The sequence below is a fragment of the Leptospira vanthielii serovar Holland str. Waz Holland = ATCC 700522 genome, assembly GCF_000332455.1.
Taxonomy (GTDB): Bacteria; Spirochaetota; Leptospiria; order Leptospirales; family Leptospiraceae; genus Leptospira_A; species Leptospira_A vanthielii.
Genome location: NZ_AOGY02000007.1, coordinates 53,471 through 69,207, shown reverse-complemented (window position 1 = coordinate 69,207; position 15,737 = coordinate 53,471). Strand labels below are relative to the sequence as shown.

Genomic DNA, 15,737 nt, shown 5'->3' with positions numbered 1-15,737 from the left:
ATGCCAACAAAGTCGGAACAAATCTTACGGGAAAAGGAGATTGAAGGGATTAAGTTTAGCCTATATGGAAAAATTATAATCTTTTCGCTCCTCACCATTGCCACCTTCTTTGTTGCTCAAACTTTATTTGAAATATTAACCATCACTTCTATTTCCTTAGCTTTAAATGTAGTTCTTTATATTCTGTCTAAGTTTTTGAAACAAGGGAAGTTTGTCTCTTTTGTTGGATTGTTTTGTGTTGTGATTGATTTATTCATCATCACTATCCTCCCATTCATTTGGTACAATGCTGTGGGAGGAGAGTCGCAAGTTCCTAGAACCTATTTAATCAAAACATACTTACATTTTATCATTGCTGGAACTTTGGTAATGAATGCGTTTAGCATCCAGCCCATTTACCCGATGATTTATGCATTGGGGGTGGTCATTAGCCAGGCAGGACTTCTAGTTTATGCGCAACAAGACCCTCGTTTCGTTAGCACAGAGAGTTTTAAAGAAGCTTTCCTTGGTCCTGCAGCCCATGTAAATAATTACATAATGTCTATGGGGATCATTGGGGTTCTCGGATTTTTTTTAGCCTACCTCACATACCGTGTTAGGCGAATTGTATTCACTGCAGTCACTAACGAAATAAAAATGACTCAACTTTCTAGGTACTTTTCGCCTAATGTTGCTAACCAAATGGGCCAAGCTGGGGATGATTTTTTTAAACCAGGGGGAAAAGAATCAACCGTCGCAGTATTATTCTGTGATATAGCAAATTTTACAAACATTTCTGAAACTCTGGGACCCGAAAAGACCATGTCTTTACTTTCTGAATACCATAGTTTTATGTTAGATGTGGTCTTCAATCATGGGGGGACACTTGATAAGTTTATCGGTGATGGAATGATGGTTACTTTTGGAACTCCCCTTCCTACCAAAGAAGATGCAACGAATGCGACCAAGGCAGGTGTTGCCATGTTACAAGCCTTATCTCTCTGGAACCAGAATCGTGAAAAAATTGGAGAAAAACCAATTTCCATTCGGATTGGAATTCATTATGGGCCAGTGATTGTCGGCAATGTCGGTGTGGAGAAACGACTAGAATACACAGTCATCGGAGATACAGTCAATGCTGCGAGTAGACTGGAATCTTTGGGAAAGGATTTAAAGAAAAACTTTCTTATATCAAAAGAACTGTATGATCAGATTTTTTTTGAATTTCGACAAAATCTAAAAATTAAATCCATGGGGACTTTATCCCTTCGTGGAAAAACTAAAACTACAGAAATTTTATCTGTGGAGACAAGTGTATGATCCAACTTCCGACAGGAAAAGAAATTACAATCATTTCCAAACCTTCTATGGATTCGAAAGAAGTCAATTTACGCGTTGTTGGTTCCAAACTAGCACAAGATTTTGTGGACGGTTTTGATTTTAGCAATAAACGACTGTTTGTTGATTGTGATGAAGATGCTTTATTAGAAATTGATCCTAGTTTCAATTCGGAAAACAAACTCTTGTTATGGGAATCTGGGAAATTGAGATTTTCGGATGAAGACTGGAAGTCCTTTTTAGAAACCATTCCGCCACTTTCTCCGTTTCTCGCCCAAGATTTATCTGGGAAGGATCTGATGTTGGCTTGGGGGAAAAAAGAAAGTCTTTTGTCAGCAGTGGAATCAGGTCTTGGTACTTACTATAGTCGGTCTCGGAATGGGAAGTGGGTGAAGGGGGAAGAGTCAGGTCACTTGCAGAATTTATCTGCGATCTATGTACATTCCAATCCATTTTTTATTCAATATGTTGCAGGCCAAATTGGAGCTGCTTGCCACACGGGGTATTATTCTTGTTTTTTTCGTGAGCTTGGGCCGAATGATTCCATTTCATTCGTCTATCTTAATAAAGTAGGAGTTTAGTTTTGAATCGAATCGTTCTAATCGTTTTAGTTCTCGTTTGTGTTGTCTTTATTGTTTATAAATTGAAAACTTCGTTAGGTGCAAACCAGTCCCAACTGAAAGAGAAAATTGATGCTGGGGCTCTCGTGGTGGACGTTCGAACTACCGCTGAATTTCAATCAGGGCATTTTCCTGGAGCCATAAATATCCCTGTAGACCAAGTTTCCAAACGTCTGGATGCATTTGGTGATAAAAACCGTTCCATCGTAGTCTATTGTGCTTCCGGTGGTCGCAGTGGAAGTGCCAAATCTTTTTTACAGTCCGTTGGTTACACTGATGTCATCAATGCGGGTGGACTCTCCAATATGCCGAACCCGTAAGTGAATCCTTTGTATTAGGAAGGTTTCGAAATATTTTATAGGGAAGAGATCTTCCCTATAAAAACAAACCTACATTCTTTTTCGTTTCATATATAGTTGTAATCCAGTCAATGCTTCTTTCTTTACTTTGTTTCCGAGAGCCGGCCACCAACCGAGTAGATAACCAACAGGGCCCATCGCCATTCCCAACCACTTCCACATAGAAAAGTGATCTTTATGTGAGAGGATCTTTCCTTCCTTAAAGGTAAATTTCGCCTGGATTTTATTTTGGACCGTTCTACCAGTTTTACTAAAACTATAGTCCGCTTCCCAATCAGCAGAACCTCTCGAGTCATCCGCTTTGATATTAGAAAAACGAATGGTTAGATTTTGGCTTCGTTCGATTAACATAAGCCACATAGCCCCCGCTTCCTTTCCTTTGAGGGAACCAAAAGCAGGATCTTGGAATTCAATATCTGGATGGTAACAACCCACCATGGTTTGTCCGTCTTTGTTTTGGAAGGCTGTGTAAAACTTTTGAATCAACTCTTCATTTGCATGCATTGTGGGAAAGATTATGATTGATTTATCCCGGTCTTAGCAAGAAAAAAAGTTATGAAACGGATTCTTCTCTTCTCCTTTGGAACTAGTTTTTTGCTGATTGGGCTCGTTGTTCTTTTTTTAGCGGTCGGTTACTTCCAAGAACCCAAATTCCACTCGGAAACCAGTGAATGGCTGAAGGCAGAACCAGAAGACATCTGGAACTATATTACCGATATCCAAGACCTTCCCAATCGACGAAAGGAAGTGGTATCTATCAAAGTTTTAGAAACCAAACCGGATGGAACACCGACGAAGTGGGAAGAAACACCCGATATGGGCGGGTATATGATCTTTGAACTTCGCGAGTCCATTCCCAACAAACGTTGGAAAATTGAACTAACAGATGCGAGTTTTAAAATGCGAGGGTCTTGGACGTACAGTTTGGAACCAAAGATTCCAGGAACTGTTGTGACTATCACGGAAGATTCCGAGATCACAAGCATTCCCGTCAGAGGAGCCTATTTCCTTGCCGGTCGTGATGCCACCCTCCAAAAAGAGATGGAACTCATTCACAACCGGTTTAGCGGGCGTTAGGGGAATAGCGAAACTATTTTAATCCTTGGATCCACTCATCGATCCCTTTACAAATTTTTCTAACCGTTTCTCCGTGAAAGATAATTCCAAGGTGGCCTTGTTCATAATAAGTGATCACCTTGTTTTCTGATTTGAGGTCTTTCAGTTCTGTAAGACTTTCTTCGGGTACAATTTTATCTACCGTTCCCACCACACTATAAATGGGCATATTAAAATTATTTAGAAAGTTTTCGGTATAATTGATGCGACCATCGTTTGACCAGAAACTCCTTTCATTGGAGATTTGGCTTTGGAAAAATTGCATAATCACTGATACCGATTCTTCGCAAAACACATCTTCCATGAGAAAATACCATTCTGGCGGTGTGATTTCTTTATAACCCACAAAGTCTTTGATCGTTAGAACTTTGGTTCCAATATTATAACTAAAACTTCGCAAACTAGAATGAAGGTTTAAAATCAATTTAAAGAACTTCTTTAGGTCAATGGTTTGGATTGTGGCTTGCATAGAAAAACTAGCCATACTCAAAATCATATCGGAAATCATTTTATGGGGAAGCAAACTGAAACCTCGTTTCAATGTATCAAGACCAATGAAGTTGGATTTTAAGCTGATGTAGTTTGGCGAAGTGATCGAAACAATTCCTGCAATGTATTCTTCTGGTTGCGGTAAATTGAATTCTTCTTTTAGTTCTTTGATTTTTTCATACGAAGATACATAAAAACGAGGAATCATTCCCCCCATACTGTGACCGAGTACAACGGTCCTTTCACTCGGATAGTGCCAACGAATCCAACGCAAAATTTCCGGAAAATCGTCTTGGATGTAATTATCAACAGTCCAGCCTTCTTTTCGACCATGTTTCGGCATGGTTTGTCTAGACCTACCACGCATATCCATAAGGAAAACGCGATATCCATATTTTAATGCGAGTTCTTTTGCCAGTTTGTCCATGACAGAACGCCGGCAGAAAAAACCAGGGATCAGCAAAAGATTTTTACCTGTATTGTTTAGTTTCTCTGGAGTAAAACTTTTAAGTGAAACCGCATAACCATCAGTAGTTGGTATGATAAAAGATGCATCCATTCTATATTCAATGTTATACTGATGGGATTTGAAGATAATAGATGTGACCGGTTCCTTTTGGTCTTTGGTTGTAGTATAAAATAAGTTTCTAGAATTAGAAACGGTATCGGCCTTTTCGATATTTTTTTGGGCAATGTAATGGTCGTTGCCCGATTCCATTTCTTTTGCGACAACGAACTCAATCACATCAAACAAAGAATAAAGTTGGAGAGTGAGTGGACGAATTTTATCTTCCGGAATTGGATCTTTAGTAATCCCCCACAAAATTCCAATGGGGTTTTCGTTCACAAAGAGAGGAATTCCAATCGCATGGTTCATTGTTTCTGAGAGTAAAACTTTTTTCTCAGGATGAACTTCTTCTTCTTTCAAATTCACAAAAATGACTTCAGGTCTTAGGCCTTTGTTAAAATCAATGATGGACTTACGAATGAATCCAGCAGACTCGTTCCGAGGATCTCCCAAGTGGATGGGGCGCGATTTTTTGATGTATTCTTCAATGCCAGGAATTCGGCGGCGTTCCGCAATTTCCTTTAATTTGAAGTGAGTGGCTGTAGCCACAATTTTCATTTCATCTTGGTCGATAACTTCAAAAATCGAAAAGTTGAAAATGGGATCATCGTTGAAGTCAACTAAAGAAACCATTTTATTTGTGAAGGATTGCCAAATATTTTCCAAAAATTGAAACGTTGTTTTTGGAACCGGAAAAATATAGATTTTGTCCGGACTCACCATGAGACTTTTATTACTGTCCCTGGTGGAAATTTTGATCAAACGATCTTCCAGCGAATTTTCTTCAAGAGCCATTTAGCATCCTTTCTATTTATGATGGCGATACGGTACGCCATAACTCTATTTTCGACTTTTCATATGCCTGTGAACTAAAAAATAAAGCTAATATGCAACAATCTGATTTCGAATCCATTTCAAGAGTATCCGTTCCCGAATTAGACTCCATTCTGGGAAAACCATTCCCGATTTTGGACGATGGATTTGTCAGACTCGTTGATTACATGGGATCTGATGAATCGATCGTTCAGGCTGCACGCGTTTCGTACGGAAAAGGAACAAAAAAGGTAAATGAAGACCGAGGCCTCATTCGTTATTTAATGCGCCACCGTCATAGCACTCCTTTCGAAATGTGCGAACTAAAGCTACATGTTCGCGTTCCTATGGACACATGGCGTCAGTGGATTCGCCACCGTATGGCAAATGTCAACGAATACTCTACGCGTTACTCCGTAGCCATTGATTCTGCTCAAACCACTCTCCCGGGCGAATGGCGAGTCCAATCCGTTGGAAACAAACAAGGCAGTGACGGATATTTAGAATTATCCAAAGGTGACCACCTAACAAAAAAAGAAACAGAGTTTCAAAAGTTTGCTACTGATATTTATAATGAAAGATTAGAGATGGGTGTGGCCAGGGAACAAGCAAGGAAGGATTTACCTCTGGCTACCTATACAGAAGCATATTGGAAAGTCGACCTTCACAATTTACTTCATTTTTTGGCACTCCGAATGGATGACCATGCACAATTAGAAATACGACTTTTTGCAAAAACCATCGGAGAACAAATTGTACAAAAATGGGTTCCCAATGCTTGGGAGGCATTTGTCGACTACCGTTTGAATGCCGTAAACTTAACCAAATATGATACCGAAATCATTCATGCACTCAATACCTCAGGAAAAGATGGGGCAAAGAAAAAAGCCATAGAACTAGGGTTACTGGATGAGCAAGGATCAACCGCTAAAAAAAGTCGAGAACGTGAGGAATTGGAATCTAAATTAAAAGATATGGGATTTTCTATTCCTTGGTAATTTAAGCTACAACCGAATTTATAAATTCGGTTGATAATTTTTTTCCTTATGTTTGTTAGAGGGATTATGAGCCTCAGAATCCTTCTAACCCTTTCTTCCTTAATCCTGATCAGTGTTTCCCTTTCTGCGGAAGAATTTGCCGTAGCAACTTTTACTCGCGGAAAGGTGAGTTTTCTCTCCGTTTCCGATTCTTCCAAACTCTGGAAGACACTCAAAGTAAACGACATCCTAAAACCTGGAGACAGAATCAAAACAGGAAACGGATCCAAAGTAGATTTTCTTTACCAAGAAACTGAAATCCGAATCCAACCTAACACGGATTTTACTTTGAAAGAATGGAATTCTGACAAAAAGGTTGCAAAGGCCTATGTGGAAAAAGGTGCAGCCTGGTTTCGAGTCAGTAACTTTAAAAAAGGAAGTTTTGAAGTATCCACTCCTACGACAACTGCCGGTGTCCGCGGGACAGCCTTTGGTGTGTTCTTCGAAGAGAAGGAAAAAAAAGGTTACACTTGCGTTTGTGAAGGTCTTGTGAATATCAATGGTTCCGATTTTGCTAAAGGAAGTGGTGGAGCTTTGAAAATGGGAGCCACAGATTTAGAAAAAAATGATTACAAAGATATAATCACCAAAGAAGGTGCTACCATCAAGTTTAGAGAAAAACGAAAAGAGATGCCGATGTTATCTCGATGCCTTCCTTGCCACAAACCAGTAGGTTGGGAAGATACAAGTTTTACTCCGGATGAAACTTACGGTAAAAAGTGAAAATAAATTTCCGATTCATTATACTTTTCTGCTTCTTCACCTATCCAATCTTTGGTGAAGAAGTTGTTACAACTAAAAAAGACGAACCTGATGGTTATTATGGACTCAAACTAGGTGCCATCTTAACACCCACTGCATCCTACCGCATTCGAGACAAAGCCTCCGGAACCACAGATTTATCCCCCTCTGACAAAGCTGGATTTTCACTTCCCTGGACGATGGTTTCTATTTCTAAAGAATGGGAAAACACAGGCATAAAAGCAGAATTTTGGGGTGAAATTCTTCGTAACGATGCTCTTACCAACGACACGTTGGCCGGTACTGGCAATAAATCCAATCCATATGTATTTCTAGTTAGGCGAGCAAATCTTGCAAAGACCTTTGAACTAGGAAATACAAAACACCAAATTCAATTTGGGATGTTTGAACTACCTCATATGTTTTCCGTTTGGTCAGGAAACTATGATTGGCGTTACTTTGATAAATCGCCATTAGAGTCCATGGGTTTTGCAAAAGATCCGGTGGATCTCGGAATTAATTATATACTTCGTTGGAATTCCTTCTCTGTCCAAACAGCAGTTGTGAACGGAGAAGGTTATCGTAATACCCAGAACACTACCAACACAGGATACGATGTCATTGGAAAACTAGGATGGGAACCTACTTGGTCAGAAAATCTAAAAACAGGAATCCATCTTTTAGGTAGAGCGTCGAATGCATTTGGTTATGCGAGTGACGAATGTAGGGAAGGAAAAACAAGTTGCCTACGAAGTGATGGAAATCCAACCACCAGAAAACAGGGGAGTGTTTCTCTCAACCAGGAACAAGTCATTGCAGTCGAATCCCATTTGGTTTGGAAAGAAACTCTCAATTTAGGATTGGGAGGAATGGTAAAAAAACAACTCGGCGGTCGGATTGTGGATCGTCTAGCGCCTTACCAACCAGCCGCTATGGTGCCCGAATCGGTTGGGCGAGGGGCTTATGTTTGGGCTGGTCTCGGTAATGGAACCCTTCGCCTTGTCGTTCGTGGAGAAATTGCCACAGGAGGACCGGCACCGGGTCTAAGAGCCACAGAAACAGTGGAAAGGGAACCTTGGCTCCGATTCAAACCAGGCACTACAGATCCTCTCTATTCCAATCAATCCTATTATATTACCCGCCAAATCTTTGGAGAATGGTTCTTTACTCCATCAGCTCGGCTGGCTTTGGGATACACTGAAGTGCGCTCTTTTGATTCGAGAGGAGAGCCAAATAAATGGTATGTAGACAGTACCGGAGAGGCATCAAATCGTGTCGAATATATAGAACAGTTTTCAAAACCGGTTTCGCATCCGATCTCCGAATATGGAAGACTGGACCGAAGTATTGTTTTGAAAGCCACAGCTACGTTCTAAGACAGAGTATATGGTATCAGAAATCCAAGCCTTTATTGAGTCCCAGTTGTCTTCTGGTTCTTTTTCTATCGTAAGTTTTTTCTTTTTAGCCTTAGGGGGACTTCTGGCGGGGCTTTTGCCCTGTGTTTATCCGTTGTATCCTATCACCGCAGGAATTTTAAAATCTCGTGTTTCTAAACACAAATGGTCTCATCCACTAGTTTATTATATTGGTCTTGCATCCATGTATGCAGTATTTGGGCTGATCGCAGGTCTTAGCGGAGGGGCATTCAATTCCTTTTTACGTTACCCAGAAACCCAAGTGGTCCTTTCTATTTTACTTTTTATTTTGGGACTCAGTGTAGCGGAGTTTTTATACTTTCCTTTTTTCTCTGGAGATTTGAGAAACCCGGCAAATGTTAGTTATGCGAATACTTTCTTTCTTGGTGTTGGTGCTGGACTTCTTTCCTCACCTTGTGTCGGGCCTGTGGTTGTTTCTATTCTTGTTCAACTCATTACCTATCAAACCGAAGGGATTCGTATCGTGCCGATCCTTTTCACCGCATTAAAAATGTTTGTTTTTGGTTTGGGACTAGGAATTCCTTTTTTGCTGATTGGAGTTTTTGGATTTGCCCTACCTAAGTCCGGTAAGTGGATGAAATCGGTCCAGTGGGTTCTTTCTCTACTCATTTTATATTTTTCCTATACTTATCTAGAAAAGGCATTTGCCCTTTGGGGTTTGGATTCGGGTTTGTCAGCCAAAGTATTTCTTATTTGGACTTTGGCGCTGACCTTTCTCTACTTACAAAAAAAAGAGGGTCTTCCTTGCGAAAGAATGAAACTCTCACTACTCCAATTGGGTGCCTATACCTCGCTTCTTGTTCTCGTTCTACTTTTACAATCTGCGATTTTTAAATTTCAGCCATCACAAGGGGAATCGGGTGCAGGATTGAACTCGGTTCCAGCAGAAATTCATGGGAATCTGGAATGGCACCGATCGAAAGAGGAAGTGTATCGGATTGCTAAAGAAATAGGAAAACCGATATTTATCGATTTTTATGCAGACTGGTGTACGAACTGTAAAGAGTTTCAAAAACTAACATTAAGCCACAAAGATTGGAATGAAACATTCAAAAATAAAGCTGTTCTTTGGAAGGTTTATGATACGGATCCTATCTTTGAAGAATTTGCAAATAATCCGAACTATCCTGAACTCAAAATCGGCTTACCTTTTTTTCTGATCCTCAACACAGAGGGAAAGATGGTTTATAAATCGAATGATTATTTAGATACGAAAGGAATGATCGGAGCGATTTCCAAATTTTAAGTATTTTTGTTGGAAATCGGAATAGATTTAGAAGGATACGCTGATAATAATCTCTGCTTTTATATAACACGAATCGGTCGAAATAACCGATTCGCATTATCTTTGTTTAGCGAGGGAGGTTGTTGACTGTTGCGAGGTATTCGCTTGCGATTTCTTTTACGATCTCACCGGCCGGTTTTACTTCATGGATTTGAGCCACACCTTGTCCGGCAGACCATATATCTCGCCATCTTTTGTATTCTTGTTCGATGGCTTTTTCTCCACCAGCATGACCAGCGGCAATTTTTTTAGGGCCGTCTTCTAAAATCTCTGGAGAACGTTCTACAGATTTTGCTAACCAGTTGGCTGGAATTCCTGAAATTTTTTCTGTATAAACAATCTCATCTGGACTTGAATCGATTAACATTTGTTTGTATTCGTTTTGCGCCCTTGACTCTGGTGTGGCGATAAAACGAGTTCCTATGTAAACCGCATCTGCCCCTAAAGACAAAGCTGCTGCCATTTGGGATCCAGTAGAAATGGCTCCTGCCGCAATGACTGGCAAACCAACTTCTTTTTTTAGATAAGGAATTAAGGCAAAAGGAGTGATGGCTCCCGCATGTCCACCGGCCCCTTGGGAAACGGCAATGAGTGCATCCGCCCCTGACTTTGCCACAATGTTTGCATGTTTTAAGGTGGTCACATCACAAAACAAAATTGAGCCGTTGGCTTTGATTTCTTTTGCAATCGTTCGAGGTGTCCCCAAACTTGTAATGATAAGTTCTACTTTTAAATCCATAACCACTTCAAACTGCTTTGCCCAATTGGGGTTATGTTCTTTGTGTAGGATTAAATTGACACCGATTGGTTTTTTTGTTTTGGAACGAATTTCTAGGATTCCTTCGCGTAACTGTTCTGGCGTTCTATAATTTAATGAGGGAAAACATCCAATTCCCCCTGCTTCCGAAACCGCCACCACTAACTCGGGATAGGAGACGAGGAACATCGGGGCTGCGATGATCGGAAGGTCAATTTTCAACATTTCACTGATTTTTGTTTTGATTTTCATAAATCTCCTGTTATACGATTATGGTTGAGTGGGTTTTGGAATTAGATTAGGTAATTCAGCGGAATATTTTCCCGATCGAGGAATACAACTCATCGCAAAACCTTGGATAATGTAACAGATGGAATCTTGAGAGATGCACTTTAGTGATTTCTGGTATTCTTGTCCGTCAATTTCCGTGGCGATGGAATAACATTCCATTTTGTCTTCCACGAATCGTTCTTGGGCGGTTTTCTCTTCTTGGGCCATAAGCGCAGTAAGAGACAATAATAGGAGGGGGAGTAGGTAAAAAAATGATAGGAATCGATTGCGATTCATTGAACTTAATCCTGCTTATCCTATAGGAATAAAAATTTGAAAGAAGTCAAATCATATAAATCGATCCATACTCTCTTACCGTTTGTTCTTTATTTAGGGTTTGTGATTTTATTCTGCGGGTGTTTGGACTTACATTCTGAAGTAACACCTGACCGGCAATTCCAACAGTCCGTTTACCTTTTGGATCGACATTACTATTGGTCGAGTGAGGAAATAAAAGACCCCCATTCGATTCCAGACAATATTTGGAAACAAATGGAACCCAATCGGTTGGGATTTGAATCATTAGAAAGCCAGTATTTATATGTTAAATTTAGTGATCAATTTGTAAGGCAACTCAAAAGTCCTGTTCTCTATGCAGAAATCGCATTGGAACAATTTAAAATCTTTCAAGGAAAAGATATGGTTTTCGAATCAAAACTGCAAGATCATATTTTTCCCTATATCATTCCATTAAACCAAAACCCTTCAGGTTCACTCATCATCCAATTTCAATCTAGGTATCGCGGTTATATCGGAATGGATCGCAACGTATATTTGAAAGATCATTCGATGGCGTTAGTTGATTTGTTTTTAGATAATTTTTCCGAAACCTTCTTTGCTCCGATTTTACTTGTGCTTTCCACCATTTTCCTTGGTTTCTATTTTCTTAGGAAAAGGGAAAGTATATTTTTAAATTTCTCTATTCTTTTGTTTTCTGCTTCGCTCATTGAAGCTTTAAATGGTTTTGTTGGTTTTTCCCTGACTCAGTTTTCTTATCTTGTTGTTCCTCTTACTTATCTAAATTTTGCTTTTTTCCCCTTTGCCCTTTTGCTTTTTTTGATCGGGATTTTTCCTCCTTTTTTTCGCAATTTATTTAAGATACTCGCAAGTATTCATCTCATTGTTTTTTTCATATCTATTGTAAGTAATTATGAAGATGGAATTTCTTTTCTCAATAGTGAAGACGATTACAATTGGGTGATTGTATTAGAAGCGATTGGAGCTATTTTTTCTTCTGTTTATGTTCTGATCAAAGGTAATAAGAATCTACGAACAATCACCTTGGGACTCCTCATCATTGTTTTTGCTGGATTACATGATATTTTGGTGGACCTTGAATTGTTTCGGTATGGACACCGAATCATTCATTATGGATTTTTTATAATGTTAGTTTTGTTTGGATTTTATGTTTTCAGACATTATTGGCAGTTATTACATTCAATCAACAGAATGAATGCTGAATTGCGTACGAAAAATAAAGAGTTACAAAGGTTAATCCAAATTGATAAGGATTTAGCATTGGCCCACGCATTACAAAAATCATTGTTATCACCGAAGTACAATGAAGATGAAAAAATTCGCATCATTGGATTTTCGCAAAACCTTGAGTCGGTGGGTGGTGATTATTTTGACCATACCAAAGACAGTATGGGAAATTGGGCCATACTCATGGCAGATGTTTCTGGACACGGGATCTCTTCTGCGATGGTGGCTGCAATGTCCAAGATGGCTTTTGTAGGAGCTGGTCCTTATTTACAATTTCCTTCTAGAGTGTTTCATTTGATGAACAGGCATTTGGTTGGGAAAACAAAAAATCTTTTTATTACTGCCTCTTATGTGTTTATTGATATAGAATCTTATACCGCTACATTCAGTAATGCAGGCCACCCAGGGTTTTTTCTGATTCGAAATTCCGAATCAGATGCCATTCATTTGAATGTTAAAGGGAAACCTTTGGGTTTATTTTCTCATTTACCTTTTGCAGAGGAAATGGTGAAACTAAAACCTGGAGATAGAATTTTACTCTACACCGATGGGATTTTTGACCTACTCAATGAGGATGGTGAAAGTTTCGGGGAAGACAAACTCAAATCACTGTTATGGGACAATCGATACCAAAAATTTCAAGAACTGGCAACAATAGTTCAAGATTCTCTCTTTCGGTTTTCTTCAGGATGGAAATACCAAATGGACGATTTGAGTTTTCTATTAGTAGAGATTAAATAAATGAATTTTATTTTCAAAACTCGATATCATGGTCATTGAATCCAAAACTTTGAGCCATAAACCATCAAATTGAAATCCAGAAGTTATAATTCTGGATTGATAATAAATCGAATAGGGTTTCCTTTTTTCTCTTCCAAAGCATGTAAAAATTCATTGGTTTCTTCTAACTTATGAATACCACTGATCGACTTTTTTAGGTTTAATTTTTTATCTTTATAAAGTTGGATGAGCTCAGGGATTGCCCTTCTGTCTGAACCATAGGAACCAGTGATTCTGATTTGCCGTTCGATGAGAAAAAATGGCATTGGTATTTCTAATTTGTTTCTACCAATTCCAACAAGAACAATTCGTCCGCCGCGACTCATGGCTCGCACAGAATTTTCTATATTAGGCATATAACCAGAAAAGTCGCATAACAGATCGATCCCACCCGATTTTTCTTTTAAAACTTTGCCTACTTGCATGTTTTTTTCAACTAATATGAGTTCGTCGGCCCCGTAAGCTTTTGCATTTTCTAAGGAACCACTGTCAATGTCGACAGCAAAGATCCGTCCGGCTCCTAAAGCTTTTGCAATGGCAACCGCATGGATTCCCAGGCCCCCGCAACCGATGATGGCTACTGTATCTCCTGGTTTGATTTCGCCTTGGTATTTGACCGCGTGGTAAGGAGTAGAGACGGCATCGGCAAGAATGGCACCTTCAGCAAAAGGAATTTCGCCAGGTAATAGATGTAAATACCGTTCTTCGATTTGTAAGTATTCGGCAAACCCACCCCGTTGGTTGAATCCAAGGACCCCAATCTCTTCACAAAGGTTTTCCCGATTCGCCAAACAGTGTTTACATTTTCCACAGGAAGTGCCGGCACTGACTACCACTCGGTCTCCTTTTTTGAAATTGGTGACCTGGTCCCCAATTTCAGCCACAACACCAGACGTTTCATGTCCGGGGACACAGGGGCTATAAGTGGCTTTCATTTTTCCATGGAGAACTAAGTGGATGTCTGAACCACAAATTCCGCAGGCTTTGACTTTGATTTTTACTTGGTTGGGAAGGAGAGTCGGAAGATCCAAATCTTGAATTTCAAGGGACCTCGATCCTGCGGGTAGAACTGCTGCTTTCATTGAAAGATTCCATCTAACTCCGTCAACATGTCGCTTGCATCCGTTTCATTCAGTTGTTCTAACGTTACTTCGATTGTATCAGTGAGGTAGTATTTATAATTTTTATATGTGGATAAAAAAGTTTTTAGCTTCTCTTTTTCATCATCGGAAAGTCGGTTTTCCATATTAAGTTTGCATAAGGCAAGAACAGCGAAAGCAGATTTTAATTCATCGGAATTAGAAGCAATGGTAAATAACTCGCGAATGTCTAACTCAGCAAATGTAGGTAACAAATCGGAAATGAGTTCCATGGCACCAATAGGAATGGCTCGGTCGAGGGATTTGACATAATTCAGTAAAACTCGGTAACTTTTAGAATCACCCACATAGGAAAGAAGATAAACCATACCAGACAATAATGACTTATGGTATCCCCAACTCAGGCGACCGGAATCGGCTTCTCTAATGATTTGGTAGATCATTGCCCAGGTGTTTTTATCACCATCTGCAGCTAATTTCATCAAATCCAAAAGACGTGATTCCCAGACTGGTTGGTCCATCTCGGATTTAAGAAGGTCAATGGCTTCCAAAGGGGAAGTTGGTAGTGATCCTAACTTTTGCACAGGTTCCTCTCTCGACATAATACTAGAATATGAGACGTATAAGTCTTTTCTTTTTTATCATGCTAATGTTTTCTGCGTACGACCGAAACTAGTTCCATAGATGAAACGTTTTTCGGTAATCATACTGCTCTTTCTGACTGCAATCGGAGAGATGACACCGGACCAGTCCAGCTCCAAAGCTACCCAGTTAATCCGTGTTAGCTATGGACTTAAGGACAACTACGAGTTTCTACGCATATTAAATTCGACAATTAGCAATCGAGGAACAGAAGACCAAAAAAAATACTTCAAACGTTGCGTACAACACCATATTGAGTCGGAAATTCTTCATTTACAAATGGATTTGGGGCGTTCCTATGCAGAACTTAGAAGAACACAAGGTTTACTCATCCAACTTTACATTTATGTTTTAGAAGATGAAATTGAAGAATTGGAAATTGAATTAGGTCGTCTAGCAAGACTTGCCAATGGTAAAGAAAAAACAGAAACCAAATCTTACCTTCGTTTAGGATATCGTGAAATCGCCGTTGCCAAACAGAAATTACTTGTAGGAAAGAACATTCGACCATATTTGTATTTGATGAAACTTCAAGAGTTGGCCTATTCTTTGAAGTCTCTCAAACAAGCGGAAAAGTACATTGTACTTCTTGGACTTTTACATGATTCTATAGACGAATTAGATAAGGAAAGTCGCAGTTTCGAAGATCTGGTTCATGAAGTGAACCGAATCATCGTTACTGACCGTGAAAAGTATTTACGTTTGCTCTACGATAGCCATTTTGATTCTTATGGGACTCTTGATTATTATGAACTTATTTGGAAACAACCTGATTTACATGAATTGGCTGCAGGGATTCCCGGTTTTGATCCCTCTTATGTAAGAAACCCTGAAGAAGCCGTTCCACCCATATTTCAATAGT

At 39.5% G+C, this 15,737-nt stretch carries 16 protein-coding genes; 10 read left to right on the top strand and 6 right to left on the bottom strand.

Annotation, left to right across the window (positions count from 1 at the left end):
- The 3 genes from LEP1GSC199_RS00880 to LEP1GSC199_RS00870 are packed head-to-tail and all read left to right on the top strand — an operon-like array spanning nt 1 to nt 2,257.
- Nucleotides 1-1,299 (top strand): adenylate/guanylate cyclase domain-containing protein, encoded by a 1,299-nt coding sequence (locus tag LEP1GSC199_RS00880; RefSeq protein ID WP_002976103.1) that lies wholly within the window; start codon nt 1-3, stop codon nt 1,297-1,299.
- Nucleotides 1,296-1,898, top strand: coding sequence for a phosphoribosyl-AMP cyclohydrolase (locus LEP1GSC199_RS00875; RefSeq protein ID WP_002976022.1), 603 nt, complete (start codon nt 1,296-1,298; stop codon nt 1,896-1,898). The genes LEP1GSC199_RS00880 and LEP1GSC199_RS00875 overlap by 4 nt, the downstream gene beginning before the upstream one ends.
- A gap of 2 nt (nt 1,899-1,900) precedes the next feature.
- A complete protein-coding gene (locus tag LEP1GSC199_RS00870; RefSeq protein WP_002976129.1) occupies nt 1,901-2,257 on the top strand; it encodes a rhodanese-like domain-containing protein in 357 nt (118 codons plus the stop codon).
- Nucleotides 2,258-2,326: 69 nt separating this feature from the next.
- On the opposite strand, the gene LEP1GSC199_RS00865 is transcribed toward LEP1GSC199_RS00870, so the two are convergent.
- Nucleotides 2,327-2,800, bottom strand: a complete 474-nt coding sequence (locus LEP1GSC199_RS00865; protein WP_002976034.1) for a nuclear transport factor 2 family protein — start codon at nt 2,798-2,800, stop codon at nt 2,327-2,329.
- 51 nt (nt 2,801-2,851) lie between these two features.
- Between LEP1GSC199_RS00865 and LEP1GSC199_RS00860 the strand changes: the two genes are divergently transcribed.
- Nucleotides 2,852-3,373, top strand: a complete 522-nt coding sequence (locus LEP1GSC199_RS00860; RefSeq protein ID WP_002976003.1) for an SRPBCC family protein — start codon at nt 2,852-2,854, stop codon at nt 3,371-3,373.
- Nucleotides 3,374-3,386: 13 nt separating this feature from the next.
- Here the strand turns inward: LEP1GSC199_RS00860 and LEP1GSC199_RS00855 are convergent, their stop codons facing one another.
- Nucleotides 3,387-5,264 (bottom strand): alpha/beta fold hydrolase, encoded by a 1,878-nt coding sequence (locus tag LEP1GSC199_RS00855; protein WP_002976092.1) that lies wholly within the window; start codon nt 5,262-5,264, stop codon nt 3,387-3,389.
- A 92-nt stretch (nt 5,265-5,356) separates the two neighbouring features.
- On the opposite strand from LEP1GSC199_RS00855, the gene thyX reads away from it, so the two are divergent.
- The 4 genes from thyX to LEP1GSC199_RS00835 are packed head-to-tail and all read left to right on the top strand — an operon-like array spanning nt 5,357 to nt 9,742.
- Entirely contained in the window at nt 5,357-6,280 is a 924-nt protein-coding gene (gene thyX / locus LEP1GSC199_RS00850) for an FAD-dependent thymidylate synthase (protein WP_002976031.1), read from the top strand.
- A gap of 48 nt (nt 6,281-6,328) precedes the next feature.
- Complete coding sequence (locus tag LEP1GSC199_RS00845; protein WP_002975998.1) at nt 6,329-7,042, top strand: FecR family protein; 714 nt, start codon at nt 6,329-6,331, stop codon at nt 7,040-7,042.
- Entirely contained in the window at nt 7,039-8,436 is a 1,398-nt protein-coding gene (locus tag LEP1GSC199_RS00840) for a hypothetical protein (RefSeq protein WP_002976062.1), read from the top strand. The genes LEP1GSC199_RS00845 and LEP1GSC199_RS00840 overlap by 4 nt, the downstream gene beginning before the upstream one ends.
- 10 nt (nt 8,437-8,446) lie before the next feature.
- A complete protein-coding gene (locus LEP1GSC199_RS00835; RefSeq protein WP_002976158.1) occupies nt 8,447-9,742 on the top strand; it encodes a protein-disulfide reductase DsbD family protein in 1,296 nt (431 codons plus the stop codon).
- A gap of 106 nt (nt 9,743-9,848) precedes the next feature.
- On the opposite strand, the gene LEP1GSC199_RS00830 is transcribed toward LEP1GSC199_RS00835, so the two are convergent.
- Both LEP1GSC199_RS00830 and LEP1GSC199_RS00825 read right to left on the bottom strand, forming a co-directional pair.
- A complete protein-coding gene (locus tag LEP1GSC199_RS00830) occupies nt 9,849-10,790 on the bottom strand; it encodes an NAD(P)H-dependent flavin oxidoreductase (protein ID WP_002976042.1) in 942 nt (313 codons plus the stop codon).
- Nucleotides 10,791-10,808: 18 nt separating this feature from the next.
- A complete protein-coding gene (locus tag LEP1GSC199_RS00825; protein ID WP_002976080.1) occupies nt 10,809-11,105 on the bottom strand; it encodes a hypothetical protein in 297 nt (98 codons plus the stop codon).
- Nucleotides 11,106-11,141: 36 nt separating this feature from the next.
- Here LEP1GSC199_RS00825 and LEP1GSC199_RS00820 point away from each other — a divergent pair, with 36 nt between their 5' ends.
- A complete protein-coding gene (locus LEP1GSC199_RS00820; RefSeq protein ID WP_002975975.1) occupies nt 11,142-13,094 on the top strand; it encodes a PP2C family protein-serine/threonine phosphatase in 1,953 nt (650 codons plus the stop codon).
- 83 nt (nt 13,095-13,177) lie between these two features.
- Here the strand turns inward: LEP1GSC199_RS00820 and LEP1GSC199_RS00815 are convergent, their stop codons facing one another.
- Complete coding sequence (locus tag LEP1GSC199_RS00815; protein WP_002976071.1) at nt 13,178-14,215, bottom strand: zinc-binding dehydrogenase; 1,038 nt, start codon at nt 14,213-14,215, stop codon at nt 13,178-13,180.
- On the bottom strand, nt 14,212-14,835 hold the full coding sequence (locus LEP1GSC199_RS00810; protein ID WP_002976141.1) for a hypothetical protein: 624 nt from the start codon (nt 14,833-14,835) through the stop codon (nt 14,212-14,214). The genes LEP1GSC199_RS00815 and LEP1GSC199_RS00810 overlap by 4 nt, the downstream gene beginning before the upstream one ends.
- 82 nt (nt 14,836-14,917) lie before the next feature.
- Between LEP1GSC199_RS00810 and LEP1GSC199_RS00805 the strand changes: the two genes are divergently transcribed.
- Nucleotides 14,918-15,736, top strand: coding sequence for an adhesin OmpL37 family surface protein (locus LEP1GSC199_RS00805; protein WP_002975972.1), 819 nt, complete (start codon nt 14,918-14,920; stop codon nt 15,734-15,736).
- Nucleotide 15,737 lies beyond the last annotated feature (1 nt).

Excerpts from the sequence above, each read along its gene's own strand:
- LEP1GSC199_RS00880 (WP_002976103.1), top strand. The coding sequence starts at position 1 with ATGCCAACAAAGTCGGAACAAATCTTACGGGAAAAGGAGATTGAAGGG.
- LEP1GSC199_RS00875 (WP_002976022.1), top strand. The coding sequence starts at position 1,296 with ATGATCCAACTTCCGACAGGAAAAGAAATTACAATCATTTCCAAACCT.
- LEP1GSC199_RS00865 (WP_002976034.1), bottom strand. The coding sequence starts at position 2,800 with ATGCATGCAAATGAAGAGTTGATTCAAAAGTTTTACACAGCCTTCCAA.
- LEP1GSC199_RS00860 (WP_002976003.1), top strand. The coding sequence starts at position 2,852 with ATGAAACGGATTCTTCTCTTCTCCTTTGGAACTAGTTTTTTGCTGATT.
- LEP1GSC199_RS00855 (WP_002976092.1), bottom strand. The coding sequence starts at position 5,264 with ATGGCTCTTGAAGAAAATTCGCTGGAAGATCGTTTGATCAAAATTTCC.
- thyX (WP_002976031.1), top strand. The coding sequence starts at position 5,357 with ATGCAACAATCTGATTTCGAATCCATTTCAAGAGTATCCGTTCCCGAA.
- LEP1GSC199_RS00845 (WP_002975998.1), top strand. The coding sequence starts at position 6,329 with ATGTTTGTTAGAGGGATTATGAGCCTCAGAATCCTTCTAACCCTTTCT.
- LEP1GSC199_RS00835 (WP_002976158.1), top strand. The coding sequence starts at position 8,447 with ATGGTATCAGAAATCCAAGCCTTTATTGAGTCCCAGTTGTCTTCTGGT.
- LEP1GSC199_RS00830 (WP_002976042.1), bottom strand. The coding sequence starts at position 10,790 with ATGAAAATCAAAACAAAAATCAGTGAAATGTTGAAAATTGACCTTCCG.
- LEP1GSC199_RS00825 (WP_002976080.1), bottom strand. The coding sequence starts at position 11,105 with ATGAATCGCAATCGATTCCTATCATTTTTTTACCTACTCCCCCTCCTA.
- LEP1GSC199_RS00815 (WP_002976071.1), bottom strand. The coding sequence starts at position 14,215 with ATGAAAGCAGCAGTTCTACCCGCAGGATCGAGGTCCCTTGAAATTCAA.
- LEP1GSC199_RS00810 (WP_002976141.1), bottom strand. The coding sequence starts at position 14,835 with ATGTCGAGAGAGGAACCTGTGCAAAAGTTAGGATCACTACCAACTTCC.
- LEP1GSC199_RS00805 (WP_002975972.1), top strand. The coding sequence starts at position 14,918 with ATGAAACGTTTTTCGGTAATCATACTGCTCTTTCTGACTGCAATCGGA.